We start from the raw sequence: 18,937 nt of genomic DNA, 5'->3' as shown, positions 1-18,937 counted from the left end.
CGATGCGCCGCGAGCGTCACGTTTCCAACGTCAGTCGGACGAGCCCGTGCCGCGCGGCCGCTCGATCCCGTACGCCTCCATCCAGCGATACAGCGTTGCGCGCGACACGCCCAGCTCGCGCGCCGAAGCCGCGACGCGCCCGCGCGTGCGCAGCAACGCGGTTTCGATCGCCTCGCGCTCGATCGACTTGCGGATGTCGGCCACGGACGGCGACGCCGCATCGAGACAGTATTCGAGTTCGAGATCCCGCGCGGTGATCAGGCGCCCTTCGGTCATCACGACCGCGCGGCGCACGCGGTTGATCAGTTCGCGGACATTGCCGGGCCAGTCGTGCTTGTAGAGTGCGGTGATCGCGTCCGTCGAGAAGCCGCGCACGCGATGGCGCGCGTCGCCGCGGAAACGCTCGAGCATGTGGTGCGCGAGCAGTTCGATGTCCTTGCCGCGCGCGCGCAGCGGCGGCTGGTCGATGCGCATCACGCACAGGCGGTGGAACAGGTCCGCACGAAACCGCCCTTCCTCCATCGCGCCGCGCAGGTCGACGTGCGTCGCCGATACGATCCTGACATCGACCGGCACCGGATCGCTGCCGCCGAGGCGATGAATCGAGCGCTCCTGCAGAAACCGCAGCAGGCTCGCCTGGCTTTCGTGCGGCAGGTCGCCGATCTCGTCGAGCAGCAGCGTGCCGCCGTTCGCGGCCTCGACATAACCGATCTTGCGCGCGTTCGCGCCGGTAAACGCGCCGCGCTCATAACCGAACAGCTCCGATTGCAGCAGATGCGGCGGAATCGCGCCGCAGTTGACCGCGACGAACGGGCCGTTGCGCCGTTCCGAATGACGATGGATCGCGACGGCCGTCAGTTCCTTGCCGGTGCCCGTTTCGCCGAACACGAACACCGGTGCGTCGGTGCGCGCGAAGCGCCGCACCGTATCGAACAGCCGCAGCATCGCGCTGCAGGTGCCGACGATGCCCTTCTCGTCCGATTCGAGCTGCTCGCGGTCGCGCGCGAACAGGCATTCCATGCCGTACGCATGGCCGACCGTATCGGCGATGCGCTGATGCGACGCGGGCAACGTGACGTAGTCGAAGCAATAGTCGCGCAACAGCGCGCGCACGTTCGGGGAAGCGGTCTGGCCGACGTCGACGAGCGCGACCCACACGACGTCGCGCATCGATGCGCAGGTCGACGCAATGCTGCCGATCGCATCGGCATGGCCGCCGCTCAGGTCGAGAATGCCGCAGGTGATTTCGCCGGACGTGTCGCGCAGCTCGTTCGCCTGCGCGACGATCGAAACCTTCCAGTCGCGTCGCGCCAGTTCCTTTCGCAGCATGACGGACGGCGACTGCGTCCAGTAAATCAGCGGACGCTGCCCGTTAACACTTCCCCCGCCGGCGCTCTTATCGCGCGTTATTGGCATATTCATAACGAACCATCACTTTCTCCACTCCGCGAACCGTTCGCGTGCGCTGCGGCCGGCGGCGCATGGCCGCCTGTCCGCGCTGCGTTTCCGCAGCCTTGGCGAAGATCGAAACTGCACACGGCAGAGCCCCCGGAGGTCGAGCCGGATGTCATCCGGCCTCGTTGTCATCGAACTCGAAGGAAACGCGCGGCCGCGGGAGCCACGACGTTCCGGCTTTGATGCGACGCGCCGTCTGGCGGGGCACGTCGGCAAACGGGAAATCCGTTCGCATGTGGGTCGCGTCGTACACGACAGTCGCGCCTGATGCCGAACCGGATGGCCGCCAACCCGCTCCCGGAATGACCGCCTCATTTCATCCGTTCCTGAATTTACACCCCGTTTCGAGATGGCCGTGTTACCAAAAGATAAACATGATTCAGCCTATTACGCCACCGGTCGGCCCGCACAACCCGCCTTTGGCCACTGAAATTTGATTATCTCCGACTATTCCCGTCAGTCAGTGGCAAATCCTACTTTTCGGCAAGATCGGGGCATTCATTGCACGCGATTTTCGCCGAAATCCCGGGGCAAAGCCGCACGTCCCGTTCAACGAGTCGATAATCGCGGCGCACATGCCCCGCCGGCACCGCGCGGCGAATGCACGCGCCCCGGTCTTCCGTTACAGCGTCGTAACCAAACGCCGGCGCCGCCGGTCAGGTCCGCAGTGCAGCGTCACCTGGCAGGGCCTGCCGATCGTGCATGTCGTCACGGGCCGAAACGTCGCCGCCCGATGTGAAACCGGTGGTGCCGGCCATCTCCTCCTGCAATGCAGCATAGCCATCCATCACGAAGCGCGCGAACTCGTCGCGGAAACGCGTCGAGCCGAAGAATTCGGCATTGGCGCGGCACGCGTGCGGATCGAACGAACCGCGCGGCAGTGCTTCGAAGCGGACGAGCGCGTCGACCAGTGCGTCGACCGTCTGCGCGCGGTAGAACAGACCCGTTGCGCCGGCGCATGGCCACGCGCGCACCGACTCGCGCACGCCGCCCTTCCCGTAAGCGATCACCGGTGTGCCGCACGCCTGCGCCTCGACCGGCGAAATGCCGAAATCCTCTTCCGCCGCGAACACGAACGCGCGCGCGCGCTGCAGGTGATCGTGCAGGACATCGAACGGCTGGTAGCCGAGCAGCGTGATGTTCGGCCCCGCAAGCGCGCGGATCTTCGCCATTTCGGGCCCGTCGCCGATCACGACGAGGCGGCGCTCCGGCGTACGCGAAAACGCATCGACGATCAGGTCGATCCGCTTGTACGGCACGAGCCGCGACGCGGTCAGGTAGAACGCGTCCTTGTCGGTGCGCAGCGACAGATGGTCGACGTCCACCGGCGGATAGATCACCGTCGCATCGCGCCGGTAGGTCTTGCGGATGCGGCGTGCGATGAAATGCGAATTCGCGGCCACACGATCGACGCCGTTCGCCGAACGCGCGTCCCAGTTGCGGATGTAATGCAGCAGCGCCCGCGCGATCGCCGATTTCGGCCCGTGCGCGAGCCCCGCCTCGTTCAGGTACTGGTGCTGCAGATCCCATGCGTAGCGCACCGGCGAATGCACGTAGCTGGCGTGGAACTGGTCCGGGCCGCTCAGCACGCCCTTCGCGACCGCGTACGAGCTCGACAGCACGACATCGTATTCCGACAGGTCGAACTGTTCGATCGCCAGCGGAAACAACGGCAGATAGCTGCGGTAGCGCTTGCGCGCGAACGGCAGCTTCTGGATGAAGGACGTGCGTACCGCGCGGCCGCGCAGGCAGTCCCGATCCTCGAGGAAATCGACGAGGCTGTAGATGTCGGCCTGCGGAAAGCAGTCGATCATGTTTGCCAGCACGCGTTCGGCGCCGCCAGGCACGACCAGCCAGTCGTGAACGATCGCAATCTTCAAGTACAGCCCCCGGTTCTTCACTCACGTTCGATGTTGGCGAGCCGCGCAGCGCGGCCGCCGTGACGTGCCAATTATCGGAAAGCCCCGTCACGGCCGTTGTGTGCTACCGCACACTGCCCCCCTCTCGACGCGCCGACCGCGCGAAACCGTGGTGTGAGTACGCTTTCGAACAGACCGGCGCGCGCGGCGTCCGCATCATGACCATCGCCGCACCGCATGGAACGAACGCGTCCGTGCGGTACAGCGTGCTGAAGGTTTCACACGAGGACCGCATCATGGAATGGCATTGTTGTGAATTCGAACATCTGGGCGCCGTCGATCTCTACGCCATCCTGCGCGCGCGCAACGCCGTGCTGGTGGTCGAGGATGCGCACACGCATCTCGACATCGACGGCAAGGACGCGGGCGCACTGCACGTGTACGCGACCGTACGTAACGGCAACATGGCGGAAGTCGCAGCCTACGCGCGCATCCTGCCCGGCGACGACATCGATCCGGATGTCGTGATCGACAAGGTACTGACAAGCGAGGCGTGTCGCGACGGCGACACGCTCGAACGGCTGCTCGAACGCGCGCTGACCGCCGCGCTGGCCGCGTGGCCGGACGCCGCGCTCCGCATGCACGTTCCCGCGCCGCGCCAGGCGTTCTACAAACGCTTCGGATTCCGCAAGGCGTACGGTCCGTATCTGGAACAGGGTGCGCCGTTCGTCGGCATCATCCGGCCGGCCGATCGCGCCGCCGGTGCGCTGCGTCAACTGCTGTCCCGGGCCGTTGCGGCGCCCCGGCCCCGAAACGAAGATGCACGCGCCGACGGCCGCGCGCACAACCGGCTGCCCGCCGATACCGGAGCCAATCGATGACCCGCACCCTTCGCCCGGTTCCCGAACCCGACCTTCCGCGCATCCTGCCGGTCATCCTCGCCGGCGGCTCGGGCACGCGCCTCTGGCCGCTGTCGCGCGAGCAGTTTCCGAAGCAACTGATCGAGCTGACCTCGAACGAATCGCCGCTGTCGGCGACGGCGCGCCGCCTGAACGGCATCGCGAACGCGTCGCTCGGCGACACGCTGCTGCTGGTGTGCGGCGAACAGCATCGCATCATGAGTGCCGCGCAAGTGGCCGATCGTGCGGCGCCGGCGCGCATCCTGCTCGAACCGGCCGCACGCAACACGGCGCCGGCGCTCACGCTCGCCGCGCTCGACGCGAGCGTGCTCGCGGACGATCCCGTGCTCGCGGTGATGCCTGCCGATCACGTGATCGCCGATGTCGGCGCATTCCAGGACACCATCGCGCGCGCGGCGCGCTACGCGCAGGAAGGCGCGATCGTCACGCTCGGCGTGCTGCCGCGGCGTGCGGAAACGGGCTACGGCTACATCCAGGTCGGCGAGCCGCGCACCGGCCGCCTCGGCGGACAAGGCGGTTATTCGATCGGGCGCTTCGTCGAAAAGCCCGACGCGACGCTCGCCGAACGCTACCTGCAGTCGGGCGACTACTGGTGGAACAGCGGGATCTTCGTCACGCGCGCGTCGGTCTGGCTGAAGGCGATCCGCGCGCTGGCGCCCGCGATCCATGCGGCCTGCGAAGCAGCGTGGCGCGCGGGCGTCGCCGAGGATCCGTTCTTCCGGATCGACGCGGCGGCGTTCGACGCATGCCCGTCCGACTCGATCGACTACGCGGTGATGGAGCGCCTCGCCGAAAGCCGCGAGCTCGGCATCGAAGGGATCGTCGTGCCGCTCGCGGCCGGCTGGTCGGACGTCGGCACGTGGGATGCGATCTGGGAAATCATGCCGAAGGACGATCAAGGCAACGTCGCGCGCGGCCCGATCGTGTTCGAGGATACGCAGGACAGCTTCGTGCGTTCGGAGGGACGGCTCATCGCGTGCGTCGGGATGAAGGACGTCGTCGTAATCGAAACGCCCGATGCGGTGCTGGTCGCGAACAAGCACGACGTGCAGCGCGTGAAGAACATCGTCGCGCGCCTGAAAAGCGACCGGCGTCCGCAGGCGAGCGAGCACCGCAAGGTGCAGCGTCCGTGGGGGCATTACGATTCGATCGATCTCGGCGAACGGTTCCAGGTGAAGCGGATCGTCGTCGAACCGGGCAAGCGGCTGTCGCTGCAGATGCACTATCACCGTGCCGAGCACTGGATCGTCGTGCGCGGCACCGCGAAGGTGACGCGCGGCAGCGAGACGTTCCTGCTCAGCGAGAACGAATCGACGTACATCGCCGTCGGCGAGGTGCATCGCCTCGAAAATCCCGGCCGGATTCCGCTCGAGATCATCGAGGTGCAATCGGGCAACTATCTCGGCGAGGACGATATCGTGCGCTTCGACGACCAGTACGGACGCGCCGTCGTCGGCTCGCTGCCGGACACGCATGCGGTGCCGCTCGCTTCGCGGGAACCGCACGAACGGGCGGTGGAAGGAGATGTCGTGCGGTAAGCGCGGCAATCGCGGGCAGCGCACGCCGGCGCACGCATCGTGGCATCAATCGATGCCGCGTTGCGACCAGCGTGCCTGCCTCAACGATTCGCGCACGCGCGGCAACTTCGACGCGTCCGCGCCCACCGTCACGCCGGTCGCGAGCGGCTGCGCGCCCGCCGCCCCGCACTGCCCCGCTTTCGATCCGCCGGCATGCGGGCGGCCTGCGTTCGGGTGGCTCGCGTTCGGGCGGCCCGCGGCACAGCCTCCTCCGGCACCGCCGACCTGCACCGGCATCCCGCCGATCGCGGACAGCCGGTTGTCGGCGATCCGGTATTGCGACACGTTTCCCCACACGCGAATGCCGGCGAACCGCGCGCGCGACACGCGGTTGCCGACCACGGCCACGCGCGTCACCGAGCCCGACCACGTACTGACGTCGATCGCGGCCTGCTGCGTCAGCGGGCGCGGATCGGTGCGCGCGGTCGCGGTCTGGATATCCGAGATCTCGTTGTTCTCGACCAGCACGCCGGACGCGCCGTAGGTCCGGAAGCTGTCCTCCTGCGCGACCAGAATGCCCGCGCTCACCTGCACGTTGCGCACGATGTTGTTCGCGATCGTCACGTCCGCGCCGCCGACCACCGTGATGCCGCGCCCCCACGCATTGCCCTCGAGCGAGTTGCCGGTAATCATCACGTTGCGGCTGAGCACGCCGTCGCCCTGGTAGCTCACCACCGCAATCATGTCGTCGCCGGTGCCGCGCACGACGTTGCCCTGCACGAGCACGTTGCGCGCGCCATGCGTGATGTGGATGCCGTCCGCCAGTGTCGCCAGCACTTCGTTGCCGACGATCGCGACATCCGCCCCGCCGAACACGAAAATGCCGCCGCCGCCGCCGTCGATCGCGTTGTCGAGCACCTGCACGCCGCGCCCGGTCACTTCGATCTTGGTCGATTTCGGCGTACCCATCCGCGTCGAGCCGGTTCCTGCCAGCCTGAATCCGACGATCGCCGTGCCGTCGCCGCGCATCTCGATCGTCTGGTCGTCGGGTACGGTCGCGATCAGCGTTGCGCCGTAGCCCGACAGCACGACCTGCGTTTGCCGAACGACGAGCGAACGGCCGACGACGTAGCGCCCCGGCGCGAACACGAGCCGCTGGCCGGGATGCAGCGCATCCAGCGCGCGTTGCAGCGCGTCGGCCTGGTCCGCGCCGTCGGGTGCGGGGTCGACATGTGCGTCCGGCATCGTCACGCCGCCGATCGCGCGTTGAGCCACCGACGCTGCGGCCGCCGCGGTGTGCGCCGCCAGCGCGGGACCGCCCGTCGCCCATACGCCGAGCATCGCGCAGCAGAGACAGGCAAGGCATCGGCGTCTACGCATGCCGGCCGCGTCCACGCGTCTCATGCGGCCTGCGGGCGCACGACGGCCCCGCGCCCCGGCCACGACGGAAATCCGGCTACCCGCGCGGTCCCCGTGCGCAGCGCGATCAGGTAAGCCGCCATCGGAACCGCGACGCCGGCGAGCGTGCCGAGCGCGAGGTGCATCGCGAGACTGCTGATGCCCGCGCGCATCAGCACGATGCGCACGCCGGCCATCACCAGGATATGCATCAGGTAGATCGGCATCGACGCGCACCCGACCGCCGCCAGCCATCCGGCGCGCTCGGGAGACGACGCATACCGGTACGCGAATTGCAGCATCAGCGCGATGCCGGCGAACGCGGCGGGAACGGCCCGGATGCTCGTTGCACCGCCCAGCCCATGTGCGAACGCGACCGCCGCGACGAAGACCGCCGCCGTCACCACACACGCGATGGGATGGCGGTGGCGTTCGAGCCAGCCCGGCAATGCGCGTGAGGCAACGACACCGGCCACGAAGAACGGCCAGTTCATCAGCGTCGTCGACAGGATGCCCCATTGCGTCGCCGCGCCGATAGCCAGCCCGAACACCGCGCTCGCGACGAGCGCGCCGCGGATGCGCGGCGGCATCGGCACCTGCGCAAGCGCCGGCACGCGCTGCGCAAGCAGCCAGACGCCGGTCATGCAAAGCATCAGCGCATACAGGAACCAGAACTGCGCGAACGGCCGCCAGCCGATCGCCAGCAGGTCGGCGAGCGTGAACGGATGATTGGTGCCGTGCGACGCCATCGCGATCTGCACGCCACCTTGCAGAACCGACCACAGCAGGTACGGATAGGCGATCGCCCGCACCTTCGCCCCGATGAACCGGTGCGGCGCGCTGCGCAGCGAGCGGCAGACGTGCAGCCCCGACAGGAAGAAGAACAGCGGCATGTGGAACGTGTAGATCACGTAGTCGATCCACGCGAACCCGGTATCGGGCAGGCCCGCCGGCATGAGGCCCGACGAGACGGCTCCGCGCAACACATGTCCGTAGACGACCAGAATGATCCCCGCGCCACGGGCGACGTCGAGGCTGGTTTCGCGTGCAGTCGTAGTCATGTGAATGGTCGATGCGGCGGCCCCGTCAGGGCCCGCGCGCGTTGCGAGTGGTCATGAGACGCTCCACTCTATGCATGCCGGCAGCGAAAGACTGTGGGCTGGGCGACAGTTAGCCGATGTCGGGCGCGCGCCGCATCGCGGCGCCGCGCGCGGCTGCGGGCGACGCCCGTTCCGGCCGCTTCGCGAACCACCGGAACACGACGATCAGCAGCACGACCGGTACGAAGTTACGGCCGCTGAACAGGTTCGGAATCCGCAGGATTTCCATCAGTGATACATAGAGCACTGCGTGCGCACAGCACCAGAAGCCGTTCCCGGCCCGCCAGCCCGCGTAGCCGCGACCGAACACCCAGCCGGCAAACGCCGCGTTCAGCAACCCGAACCAGCCCCATTCGTAGAAGTGGACGAAGATGCCCGACGGATTGTTGAACTCGGGATCGGCATAGCTGTTCAGGAACAGGTCGAGACTGTCGCCCGAGTCGAGCCACGGCTGGAGCGTTGCGCCGATCACCGGGAAGCGCAGCAGCCAGTCGAACGTGAACATCGGATGCCCGCTGCCCCAGCCGAGCACGTTGAGGATCCCGGCGCCGTTGTTCAGCGATGTCGAGTAGTACAGGCCCAGGCGCTCGAGCGCGAAATCGAAGATGTTGTCGTAGATGTTGATGTAGTAGGTTTCCCACGACCGGTTGTATTCGTTCACGATGAACAGGCCGAGCAGCAGCGGAATCGCCGCATACGGCCCGAGCGCCAGGAGCCGCGAACGCTTGCGGCCGAACCGGAACCGCACGGCCATCAGCGCGAACGGCAGCACCATCTCGATGATCGCGAGCCGCTCCGCGAAGATGAAGCTGCGCAGCAGCGTCAGCACCGTGAGCACGGCCAGGTAGGCCTTGTAGCGGTTGAAGCCCTTGACCGGCGTCCTGAACACGTAGAAATACAGCGCGACGAACGGCGCCGTCGCCTGCGTGAAGGTGCTCAGGCCGGTGATGCGTCCTTTCAGTTCGATCAGCTCGAACGTGTTCGCCGTGCCGGACAGGAACGACAACAGCACGGCCGGATGCGTGAGGATGCCGCTCATCATCACGAGATAGCCGAACAGCGCGAGCGCGAACACGAAATCGAGCACGCGCGGCGACAGCTCGACCGGCCCGTCGTCCGGCGCGCGCCGGAACTGCGCGTCGGTCGCCGCGAACCACGCGGACGCGGTCAGCACCAGCAGGAACAGGCCGCCCGCGAACGCGGCGTAGCCATCGAAATAGATGCGCGCGATCGACTTCTGATCGCCGAGCAGGCCGATCGACAGCATCGCGTACAACGGCAGGATGAAGATCAGCACGAGCCGTGCCGGATCCTCCCACCAGTAACCCGCGTAACCGGCAGCCCGGCCGGCGCGCGCCACCCGGCGCACCGTCGCCGGCTGTCGGCGCCGCACGCGCAAGCCGGCCGCCACTCGTTTGTTCATGATGTCCGTTCCATCGCTTCCCGTGCGCGCACCGCGCGAACCCACCGGCGCCACGCGTTCGCCGCTCAGCGCGCCGGACGCCGCGCCGTCATCACGCCGGCATAGCCGGACGCTGCCTGATGGGTGTTCGCATCCGTGTAACCGTAGTCGTACCGTCCCGGATTGCCCTTGAAGTCGTTCAGGATCACGCCGCGTATGTCGATATGCGCGTGCTCGAGCCGTCGTGCGCTTTCGTCGAGCTCCGTCAGCGTCGTCACGCCGCTGCGCGCGACGAGGAACACGGTTCCGGCCAGGCGCCCGAGCACCAGCGCGTCGGCCACCGGCAGCAGCGGCGGCGCGTCGATCACGACCATGTCGTAGCGCGACGCGACGCGCTCGATCAGCTCGGCGAGCGCGGGCTGCAGCAGCAGTTCGCCCGGATCGGGCACGACGTTGCCCATCGGCATGAAATCGAGGCCGGGCAGCGCGTCGCGCTTGATCGCCTCGTCGAGCGCGTGCGTGCCGGCCACCACATCCGCCAGGCCCGGCGCGCGGCTGTAGCGAAACCGCTCGTGCAGCGAGCCCTTGCGCAGGTCCGCGTCGATCAGCAGCACACGCCGCTTCGCGGCGCCCACCAGCGACGCGAGATTCGCGGCGACGAACGACTTGCCGACGCCCGTCGTCGGCCCCGAGATCAGCACGACGCGGTTCGGTGCGTCGGGCATCGCCAGTTGCAGCGCCGTGCGGAAATTGCGCAGGCTTTCGAGCGCCGCGCCCTCCGGGGTGCCCGGCGGCTCCGGCGTGCGCGCGGCGCGCCGCCGTGCTCCCTTCGACGGCGGCACGGCTTGCCCGGACACCGCGCTGTGCGGCACCGCCGCGAACACCGGCAGGCCCGTCGACCATTCGATTTCCTCGGCGTCGCCGACCGTGCCGGCGACACGCTGCCGCACGATCACGACCGCGGCGCCCGCCAGCAGGCCGAGGATCAGCGACGCGATCACGGCCATCCCGCGATGCGGCCCGGTGGGCGTCTCGGCGACCTTCGCGGCATCGACGATCCGCACGGTGCCGGTCTTGCTGGCCCGCGCGAGGATCATCTGCTGGCGCGAGTTGAGCAGGTTCGTGTAGAGCGCGGTATCGACAGCCACGTCGCGCTGCAGTTGCAGCACGCCCTGCTCGACGGTCGGCAGTTGCTGGATCTGCTTGCGCACCGTGTCGAGCGCATGCTGTGCGTCGGCGAGCTGCGCGTCGACCGCGACGACGGCCGGATGCTTCGGCATGAACCGGGTCAGCAGTTCCTCGCGGCGCTGCTGCAGCGTCTGCACGCGCGTCTCGATGTCGACCGACTGCTGCCGCAGCGCCAGCCCTTCGTCGCTCGTGTTGACCGTGCCGTGCGACGCGCGGAACGCGTTGAAGCGGCTTTCCGCCTGTTCGAGCTGCGCTTTCAGTTGCGGCAACTGCGCGTCCATGAAGCGGATCAGCTTATCGGCCGCCGCGGACTTGCGCTGCGTGTTCTGCGCCAGATACGCGTCGCCGACCGCGTTCAGCACGCGGCTGTCGTGCACGGGATCGGTGCCGTCGAGCGTCACGCCGATCATGTTCGACTGCTTGCCGCGTTCCGAGATCAGCGCGTTCTTCTGCAGCCACGCCGTCGCTTCTTCGTCGGCGTAGCGTGTCAGGTCGAAGCGCGCGCCGGGCTCGCCCGCGACGCCGCGCACGAACACGTCGAGCGGCCCCTGCGGTGTCTCGACGTGCAGCGGCTGGCCGACCCTGCCCTGCCATACGGGCCCCGTCCTGCCGAGCAAGCCCGTGCGCTGCAGCGTATAGGCGCCGTCGTTGCCGACGGTCAGCGCGAATCGCTTGCCGAGGAAACGCTTCGGCACGTCGAAGGTCGGCACGTCGATGCGTTCGGCGCCGTACACGTAACCGCCCGGCAGCGGCGACGACAGCCCGTCGGCCGCGTTCACGAACCGCCAGCCGACGATCGGCAGGTAATGCGGTCGCGCATCGACGGCCAGGTTGGTATCGTCGACCGCCCGCGCCATCACCGCGCGCGATTTCAGCACCTCGATCTCGGTCGACGCGTCCGTCTTCAGGTCGAACACCGACGACGGATCGCCCGGCGGCGAGCTCGGCTTCGACTCGGTCGGACTCTGCTCGACCTGGAACAGGATGTCGGTCCGGTAGACGGGCCGCGCGCAAAGCGCATAGACGGCCCCGGCAAGCGCGCCCGCGAGCGCCGTGCACAGGATCAGCCGCCGGCCGCCGACCAGCATGGTCCAGTAGCGGCGGTACGGATAGGACGGCCGCAACGCGGGCCCGTCGTGCGGGTCAGGCAGGGTCAGGGAGTTCATGCAGGATCAGTCCCGTAGGCGCGACGAGTCGCGGTCGCGAAATCGGTCGCGAGGTTCACGGCGAAATGGCCTTGGCCGTCAGCGCACCCTGCGCGGACGACGGGATCAGCAGGTTGACGACACGGCTCCAGCGCACCAGCGACGACGCATCGACGAACACGACGTCGCGGCGCTCGAGCGGGAACCGGTCGGCCAGCGCGAACGAGGCCGGCGAACTCCCGTCGAGGTGATAGACCTGCGGCCGGTTGCCGGGCCCGCGCCGCACCACGTACACCTGCCGCGCGTCCGCGGTGTACTGGCTGACGCCGCCCGTGTCGCCGAGCGCTTCGCCGAGGCTCATCCGGCCGTCGGTCAGCGTCAGCGTCGCCGGACGCGACACTTCGCCGAGCACGAACACCTTGCTGTCGCTCGCCGCGCGCACGCGCACGAGATCGCCGTCGCGCAACAGGATGCTGGTCGGATTGATGCCTGCGGCCAGCATGGCCGGCAGGCTCACCGTCACGGTCTTGTCGCCGCGCGTCACCGACACCTGGGAGCGGTCCGCCGTCGCGGTGAACCCGCCCGCGCGGTCGATCGCCTCGGGCAGCGTCATCGGCATGTCGTTGACGATCTGCAGCCCCGGCGTGCGCACTTCGCCGTCGAGATAGACGCGCTTGCTGCGATACGCCTGGACGCGCACCGCGATCTGCGGCTTGCGCACGTATTCGCCGAGCCGCTTCGTCAGCACCGCGCGCGCCTGCGCCTCGGTCAGCCCCGCCACGTGCACCAGGCCCGCATAGGCGAACTGCACGCTGCCGCTCGCGTCGACCGTATAACCGGTCGCGACCGAGCTGGCGCCGACGCCGTCGCCGCCGCCCGTCGTCTGGGTCGTCGGCAGGTTCAGTTCCGGGTGATCCCACACGACGATGCTCAGCACGTCGCCGGCGCCGATCACGTACGGCTTCGGCTTGCCGAACAGCTGGCGGATTTCCGCGTCGACGCTGGCCGACTGTGCCGCATGCTGCCGCTCGACGAACGCCGGCGTGATCTCGATCAGATCCTCGCCCGATACGTTCCGAACGCCGTCGAGGCCGCCCGAACCCGATGCGTCGGCACCCACGCGCGCATTCGCGTCGCGTTCGGCAGGCGGGCGATACGTCATGCCCGGTGACAGCGCGCACGCGCTCAACGCGCACACGGTCGCCGCCAGCGCCACGCGCGACAGCCAAGGCACGCTTGGCCGCAGCCGCCCGGCCGTCGATTCCTTTTGCGTCGTCGTTGACATGGTGTCCTTCCGAAACTGTGCGGTAGCCCGCCAAACGCGGCGGGCTCCGGCATTACGCTTGCCAGCGCGGCGCGCCATACGGCGCCGCGCCTCCCTCGTCACCGCACGTCATTCCGTACGATTCGTCATGAACTGCTCTTCGTCGCTTTCGTCGCTCGTCTGCATCCTGTCGGCCGGTTTCGCCTGCACCGCCGCTGCGCAATCCGTGCGGTCCGACCCGGCCGACGCGCCGGCCTTCGCATCGTCGGCGTCTATTGCGCCGGTCCCGCTGCAACGTTCGGCGCAAACCACGACTGCCGGCGTCGCAGTGTCCGCATCCGATGGCGCTGCACCGAACCTTGCGCTTCCCGGCATCCGCACCGCCGAGGAACCGGCCTCGCGCGCCCGCAGCACGCTGCGGCGGCCGCTCGTGCCGGGCCGGCCGAGCCGCCCGAAAGCCGCCAGTGCGCCCGCCGACGACCTGTGGCGCAGCGACACGCTGTACGCTTCGCCGTACACGACGTCGCCCTACGCGCAGCCGGGCGATCCGGAATGATGCGATCCGGCCGGTCATGCGCCGGCATGACGACGCATGCACCGATGCAGGATTGGACACCGCCGCGACCGGCGTGTCTGTGAGCGAGCCCACCGAACGTCGATCTTCATACGAAGCGGGGATCGCACCCCGTAACCCGCGCAACCGCGACGCGATGCGCGTCACGAACTTCCGACCGATACGTTCGCGTACGGCCGCCCGGCTGCGTCGGGTGCCGACGGATCTGCCACGCGTACGGCCGGCCGGCCCGGATCGCCGCCCAGCGCCTGCGTGCAGAGATCGATCACCGCGGCCGTTCCCGCCGCGCCGTACAGTGCGTGGTCGACCTGCGGCATCAGGTGCACGCGCACGTGGCGCGAGCACCGAAACGCACGCTCGACCGCGCCGAAGTGGCGCCGGACGTCGTCGATGCCTGGATCGAGCGCGCCGTAGACGAGCATCGTCCACACGTTGCGCTGCGCGAGTTCGCGCATCACGCCGCGCGGCGTATCGGCGCGCGACTTCCAGCCGACGCGCGCGGCCGCCGCCTTCGCCGGCACGCTGATGCGCGCGATACCGTTCGCCGCCACCGCGCGCAGGATCGGACGCAGGTCGCGCCGCTCGACGACGAGCCGCTTCCACCGCCGCCAGTCGCGCACCGACAGCCAGTAGCCGCGCACCGAATTGATCCGCTGCTTCTGCGCCGCTTCGAGCGTGAGCCCGGCCGGCCACACGAAGCGCGCGAGATTGATCGCGATCACGCCGCCGAGCGAAGCCGTTTTCACCGCCGCATGCAACGCCGCGTACGCGCCGGAGCAGATGCCGGCCGCGATCACGTCCGGATGGCCGAACGCGCGCAGCCAGTCCGCGGCCGCCGCGACGTCGTCGATGGCCTGCGGCGAATACACGACGCCCGACTGGTCGTCCGGCGCATCGGGCCCGCTGTCGCCGACGCCGGTCACGTCGATCCGCAACGTCGTCACGCCGGCCCGCGCCAGTGCGCGGGCGATGCGCACGCCGAAGCGCCCTTCGCCGCTGCGCGGATTCGTCGACGTGTTCGCGATCACGAGCGCCGGGCCGACCGGCGCTGCCGGCCGCGTCTCCGCCGGCCGGCACAGCACGCCGACCAGCCGCCCGAGGCCGACCGCGACGACCTGCTCCGTCATGTCGCTCATGTCGAGCGCGACGCCCGACTCGCCGTTCCACGCGCCGACCGCACGCGATGGAACGTCAGCGGCGACGGCAGCATCCGGCGCGCGCTCGACAATCCAGTTGACCAGCGTATCGATCGCCGCGTGCGGCAGGTGCGAGCGCGTGCCGTCGAGCATCGTCGTCGGCCATTCGCGGAACGGCTCGCATGTCAGGTCCACGCCGCGCGCCAGCACCGCGTCGCGCAATGCGGGGCCGTCGCCCTGTTCCGGCTGGATCAGCAGCATCGCGCCGGGCAGCGCCGGCGCATCGCGCACGACGTCGCACAGATCGATTGCCTTCAGCGCATCGACGAAATCGGCCGGGTAGCGATGCCCGAGCACGTTCATGCAAGGTTCGTCGCGGTGCGCGACACGGATCGCGGGCGGCGTCGTATCGAGCCACTGGCGATGCACGAACGACAGCTCGCGCAGGTACGCACGGCCGCGCACGACCGGCGACAGCGCCACCATCGCATCGACGCGCGGCGACGTGTGCCGGCCCGCGCCCGCGGCGGCCAGCATCGCGAACAGCGCGCCCGCGCGGAGGCCGACGAGCGTCAGCGCGGTCACGCCGGCTTCGTCGCGCAGCAGGTCGATCGCGCGATGAATGCTGTCGATGCTGGCGGCATGCCGTCCGGCGTCGAGATCGTCGCCCGCCGAATCGCCGGCGCACGGGTAGTTGAACCGCAACACCGTGATGCCCGCACGGGCGAGTCGCTCCGCGATCGCCCGCATCAGCTTGTGCGTCCACGCGGCCTCGTGGCCCAGCGATTCGCACAGGATCACGCCTTGTCCCGTCTGTCCTTCGTGCAGCCACCCCACGCAACTGCCGAACGTTATCGGTTTCACTCGGTACTCCTCGGATCGGTATTTGTTATTCCATGCGCACACGCGCCGGCGGCTCCACCGGCACGCGCGGCTGCTCAATTCCCGCGGCGGGCCGGCGACGGCAGGACGACCGGCTGCAGCCCTCCGCCGCGCCCCTGCGCGGCCCGCTCGCCGATTTCCATGTGCCGCACTGCCCCACACACGAACCGGTCTCGCGCAAGTTCGCGCCGGCCGGCATGCATCACATTCGCCGCGTTGCACCGGCTTCATCCGCTCGCGGGCCGGTCGTGCTGCCGGTCGCAGGCGACGCCTGCATCCTTTCGGCGACGGACGAAACAGTGCGTCTGATTAGATCATTCGGCCCGATCGGCCTTCGGTGCGCCAGCTTACAAATGCATTCATCACTGCGGCGATACAACACGGCGCGCCCTTTCGCGATTCGTTCCGCTCGTGCGAACGGAATCCGCGTACGGTAGGCTCGCGAACAATGCCTCGTCGCACGGCCCGTATCATGGCCGCCATACGAGATGTGGCCGTGCCGGCATCGCCGGAACGGGTCGCGAATCCTCGCAGCCGGGTCAGCGCCGACCGGCCGCGCATCCGCACGGCAGCACGCAACCCGCCGCCATGCGACACCCAACGGCGCCGACCGAGCGAATGTCAAACCTCAAGAAGAACTTCCTGCTGCTGCTGACGCTGCAGATTTCGATGTATGCGGTGCCGCTGCTGATCGCACCGCTGCTGACGCATGCACTGGGTCCGGAAGGCTATGGCCAGCTCGCGTTCTCGCTCGCGGTCATCGCATATCTCACCAACTGCACGAGCTACAGCTTCGACCTGACCGCGACGCCGCGCATCGCGCTCGCCCGCGACGATCGCGCCGAACGCTCGCGCATCTTCTGGGCGACGCTGTACGCACAGATCGGGATTGCGGCCGTCTGCTTCATCGTGCTGGTGGTGCTGACCCTCGTGATCGGGCGCTTCGGCGAGGACCGCGACCTGCTGCTGATCGGGTTCGGCATGGTGGCCGGCGTCGCATTCACGCCCGGCTGGTATTTCCAGGGCATGGAGAAGCTGCGCGCACTCAGCGTGATCCTGTTCGTCGGCCGCGTGCTGAGCCTTCCCGCGATGTTCGCCGTCGTGCACAGCCCGGCGGACATCGATCGCGCGATGATCGTCAACGCCGCCGTGCCGGTGCTGTCGGCGATCGCGCTGGCCGTCTACCTGTATCTCCATCGCGAAATCGACTTCGTGCGCGTCGGCGTTGCCGACATTGCCGAATCGCTGAAAGGCGGCTGGCAGGTGTTTCTCGCATCGACGTCGATCGCGTTCTACGCATCGACCAACACCGTGCTGCTCGGCTTCGTGTCTGGCAACGTCGCGGCCGGCTACTTCGCCGCCGGCGACAAGCTGATCCGCGCAGCGCTCAGCATGCTCCAGCCGCTGAAAGCCGCCACCTATCCGCGCATCAGCTACCTGATGCGGCATGCGCGCAACGACGCGTTCTCGTTCCTGCGCAAACTGTTCGTCGTGCAGGTCGTGATGGTGCTCGGCATCTCGCTCGTGATTTTCTTCGGTGCGCCGCTGGCGGTGCGCATCCTGTACGGCCCGTCGTACGAACCGACGGTGCACGTGCTGCGCTGGATGGCGTTCATCCCGTTCATGGCCGGCATGACCGACCTGTTCGGCGTGCAGACCATGCTGCCGCTCGGCATGAAGACGGCCTTCACGCGCATCCTGATGTCGTCCGGCATCCTGAACATCGTGCTGCTGCCAGTGCTCGCGAAGTATTTCGCCGAACTGGGCGCCGCCGCCGCCGTGCTGCTCGCGGAGGCCGCAGTTGCCGCCGCGCTCGCGGCCGTGGTCTATCGCGCCGGCATTCCGCTGCTCGGCAGCTCCGTTGCGCGCCGCTAGCGTGCGGCCGCGCGACCGCGCGGTGCGAGCCGCCCGCGCCGGACGACTCTAATCCGCTTCACCGGGGAGCTGCGCATGGCAGACCTGACCATTGCAATCTGCAACTACAATCACGGCGCCTATCTGCGCGCCGCGATCGATTCCGCGCTCGCACAGACCGCGAACGGCATCCGCGTGCTCGTGATCGACGACGGATCGACCGACGATTCCCGAGACATCATCCGCTCGTACGGGGAGCGCATCGCATCGGTCTTCCAGGAGAATCGCGGCCAGGTCGCCGCGTACAACCGCGCGCTCGAGCATGTCGCGACCCGATACGTGATCCTGCTCGACGCGGACGACCTGCTCTATCCCGACGCGGCCGCCCGCGTGCTGGCCGCGTTCTCATCCGGCGACTTCGTGAAGGTGCATTTCCGGCTCGACGTGATCACGCGCGACGGCGCCGCAACCGGCGTCGCCGTCCCGCAGTCGGGCGTCGACACGGATTGCGGACGCCTGCTGCGCGCGGGCTGGCTGTATCCGTCGCCGCCCGCGTCGGGCAACGCGTACCGGAGCGACGCGCTCAGGCGCATCTTCCCGGTGCCCGTCACGGCCGATAACCTGCACGGTGCCGATTTTTATGCGATCTACGGGATCGCGCTGCTCGGCGCCGTTCACATGATCGACGCGTCGCTCGGCGGTTATCGCGTTCACCAACAGGCCGCACACGCAGCCGGTGACGCGAACCGCGACACCGCCGATCTCGCATTCGCCAACGCAGAGGACGCAGCGACAGGCGCATTGAAGGCTGAACGCCGATGGTCGACACTGCGCGCGATTGCCGGCTCGCGGCTTCACGAAGCGCTGCCGGGCGAGCCGTTCGATTTCTCGATCGAAAAGGCCCGCTTCGCGAGCACGTTGTACCGCGCGCCCTTCGCGCGCCGCTGGCGCTGGTTCCTGTCCGATTCGGGCCGTTACTGGCATACGGTGCTGCGCAATCCGTTCTGGCGTCCGTTCAAGAAGCTGGCCGTCGCCGGGCTGTCGCTTGCCTGCCTGCTGCCGTCGTCGACGCTCAGCGACCGGGCGATCCGCTACATCGCCAATCCGCTCGCTCGCGCCCGCAAGCCGTCCGATCCGCGCACCGCACGCGACCCAGAATCCCGCGCCGCCGGATGACGACAAGCTCCTGTCGATTCGATGCGCACGCAACGAGCCGGACTTCGTTCATCGCCACGTTTCCCCG

At 68.5% G+C, this 18,937-nt stretch carries 13 protein-coding genes; 5 read left to right on the top strand and 8 right to left on the bottom strand.

Features of this window, described 5'->3' with window-relative positions; genetic code table 11:
- Positions 1–30: 30 nt before the first annotated feature.
- Positions 31–1,422, bottom strand: coding sequence for a sigma-54 dependent transcriptional regulator (locus LXM88_RS37035; protein ID WP_262544409.1), 1,392 nt, complete (start codon positions 1,420–1,422; stop codon positions 31–33).
- A 689-nt stretch (positions 1,423–2,111) separates the two neighbouring features.
- Complete coding sequence (locus LXM88_RS37030; protein ID WP_262544408.1) at positions 2,112–3,335, bottom strand: glycosyltransferase family 4 protein; 1,224 nt, start codon at positions 3,333–3,335, stop codon at positions 2,112–2,114.
- A gap of 197 nt (positions 3,336–3,532) precedes the next feature.
- Between LXM88_RS37030 and LXM88_RS37025 the strand changes: the two genes are divergently transcribed.
- Both LXM88_RS37025 and LXM88_RS37020 read left to right on the top strand, forming a co-directional pair.
- Complete coding sequence (locus tag LXM88_RS37025) at positions 3,533–4,195, top strand: drug:proton antiporter (protein ID WP_262547101.1); 663 nt, start codon at positions 3,533–3,535, stop codon at positions 4,193–4,195.
- Positions 4,192–5,772 (top strand): mannose-1-phosphate guanylyltransferase/mannose-6-phosphate isomerase, encoded by a 1,581-nt coding sequence (locus LXM88_RS37020; protein WP_262544407.1) that lies wholly within the window; start codon positions 4,192–4,194, stop codon positions 5,770–5,772. The genes LXM88_RS37025 and LXM88_RS37020 overlap by 4 nt, the downstream gene beginning before the upstream one ends.
- 45 nt (positions 5,773–5,817) lie before the next feature.
- On the opposite strand, the gene LXM88_RS37015 is transcribed toward LXM88_RS37020, so the two are convergent.
- The 5 genes from LXM88_RS37015 to LXM88_RS36995 all read right to left on the bottom strand — a co-directional run bounded on the left by LXM88_RS37015 (position 5,818) and on the right by LXM88_RS36995 (position 13,146).
- Positions 5,818–7,131: a right-handed parallel beta-helix repeat-containing protein gene (locus LXM88_RS37015; RefSeq protein ID WP_262544406.1), complete on the bottom strand. Its 1,314-nt coding sequence runs from the start codon at positions 7,129–7,131 to the stop codon at positions 5,818–5,820.
- Between the two features lie 20 nt (positions 7,132–7,151).
- Positions 7,152–8,210, bottom strand: coding sequence for an acyltransferase family protein (locus LXM88_RS37010; protein ID WP_262544405.1), 1,059 nt, complete (start codon positions 8,208–8,210; stop codon positions 7,152–7,154).
- A 109-nt stretch (positions 8,211–8,319) separates the two neighbouring features.
- Positions 8,320–9,672: an oligosaccharide repeat unit polymerase gene (locus LXM88_RS37005; protein ID WP_262544404.1), complete on the bottom strand. Its 1,353-nt coding sequence runs from the start codon at positions 9,670–9,672 to the stop codon at positions 8,320–8,322.
- Between the two features lie 65 nt (positions 9,673–9,737).
- Positions 9,738–12,005 carry a polysaccharide biosynthesis tyrosine autokinase gene (locus tag LXM88_RS37000; RefSeq protein WP_262544403.1) on the bottom strand — a complete coding sequence of 756 codons (2,268 nt, stop codon included), beginning with the start codon at positions 12,003–12,005 and terminating at the stop codon, positions 9,738–9,740.
- Positions 12,006–12,060: 55 nt separating this feature from the next.
- A complete protein-coding gene (locus LXM88_RS36995; protein ID WP_262544402.1) occupies positions 12,061–13,146 on the bottom strand; it encodes a polysaccharide biosynthesis/export family protein in 1,086 nt (361 codons plus the stop codon).
- Between LXM88_RS36995 and LXM88_RS36990 the strand changes: the two genes are divergently transcribed.
- Positions 13,145–13,804: a hypothetical protein gene (locus LXM88_RS36990; protein WP_262544401.1), complete on the top strand. Its 660-nt coding sequence runs from the start codon at positions 13,145–13,147 to the stop codon at positions 13,802–13,804. The two genes, LXM88_RS36995 and LXM88_RS36990, sit on opposite strands and share 2 nt — an antisense overlap.
- Before the next feature lie 161 nt (positions 13,805–13,965).
- Here LXM88_RS36990 and LXM88_RS36985 read toward each other — a convergent pair whose 3' ends face one another.
- Entirely contained in the window at positions 13,966–15,822 is a 1,857-nt protein-coding gene (locus LXM88_RS36985) for a serine aminopeptidase domain-containing protein (protein ID WP_262544400.1), read from the bottom strand.
- A gap of 636 nt (positions 15,823–16,458) precedes the next feature.
- Between LXM88_RS36985 and LXM88_RS36980 the strand changes: the two genes are divergently transcribed.
- Entirely contained in the window at positions 16,459–17,715 is a 1,257-nt protein-coding gene (locus LXM88_RS36980; protein WP_262544399.1) for an oligosaccharide flippase family protein, read from the top strand.
- A gap of 75 nt (positions 17,716–17,790) precedes the next feature.
- Positions 17,791–18,870 carry a glycosyltransferase family 2 protein gene (locus LXM88_RS36975; RefSeq protein ID WP_262544398.1) on the top strand — a complete coding sequence of 360 codons (1,080 nt, stop codon included), beginning with the start codon at positions 17,791–17,793 and terminating at the stop codon, positions 18,868–18,870.
- Positions 18,871–18,937 lie beyond the last annotated feature (67 nt).

Origin of the sequence: Burkholderia sp. S-53 (genome assembly GCF_025560745.1) — a bacterium.
GTDB lineage: Bacteria > Pseudomonadota > Gammaproteobacteria > Burkholderiales > Burkholderiaceae > Burkholderia > Burkholderia pyrrocinia.
The sequence above is the reverse complement of the archived record's forward strand: the minus strand, read 5'-3'. Positions and strand labels throughout refer to the sequence as shown.

Bases quoted from the DNA above. Each gene is read 5' to 3' on its own strand.
- LXM88_RS37035 (WP_262544409.1), bottom strand. From the start codon at position 1,422: ATGAATATGCCAATAACGCGCGATAAGAGCGCCGGCGGGGGAAGTGTT.
- LXM88_RS37025 (WP_262547101.1), top strand. From the start codon at position 3,533: ATGACCATCGCCGCACCGCATGGAACGAACGCGTCCGTGCGGTACAGC.
- LXM88_RS37020 (WP_262544407.1), top strand. From the start codon at position 4,192: ATGACCCGCACCCTTCGCCCGGTTCCCGAACCCGACCTTCCGCGCATC.
- LXM88_RS37015 (WP_262544406.1), bottom strand. From the start codon at position 7,131: ATGCGTAGACGCCGATGCCTTGCCTGTCTCTGCTGCGCGATGCTCGGC.
- LXM88_RS37010 (WP_262544405.1), bottom strand. From the start codon at position 8,210: ATGACTACGACTGCACGCGAAACCAGCCTCGACGTCGCCCGTGGCGCG.
- LXM88_RS37005 (WP_262544404.1), bottom strand. From the start codon at position 9,672: ATGAACAAACGAGTGGCGGCCGGCTTGCGCGTGCGGCGCCGACAGCCG.
- LXM88_RS37000 (WP_262544403.1), bottom strand. From the start codon at position 12,005: ATGAACTCCCTGACCCTGCCTGACCCGCACGACGGGCCCGCGTTGCGG.
- LXM88_RS36990 (WP_262544401.1), top strand. From the start codon at position 13,145: ATGCCCGGTGACAGCGCGCACGCGCTCAACGCGCACACGGTCGCCGCC.
- LXM88_RS36995 (WP_262544402.1), bottom strand. From the start codon at position 13,146: ATGACGTATCGCCCGCCTGCCGAACGCGACGCGAATGCGCGCGTGGGT.
- LXM88_RS36980 (WP_262544399.1), top strand. From the start codon at position 16,459: ATGTCAAACCTCAAGAAGAACTTCCTGCTGCTGCTGACGCTGCAGATT.
- LXM88_RS36975 (WP_262544398.1), top strand. From the start codon at position 17,791: ATGGCAGACCTGACCATTGCAATCTGCAACTACAATCACGGCGCCTAT.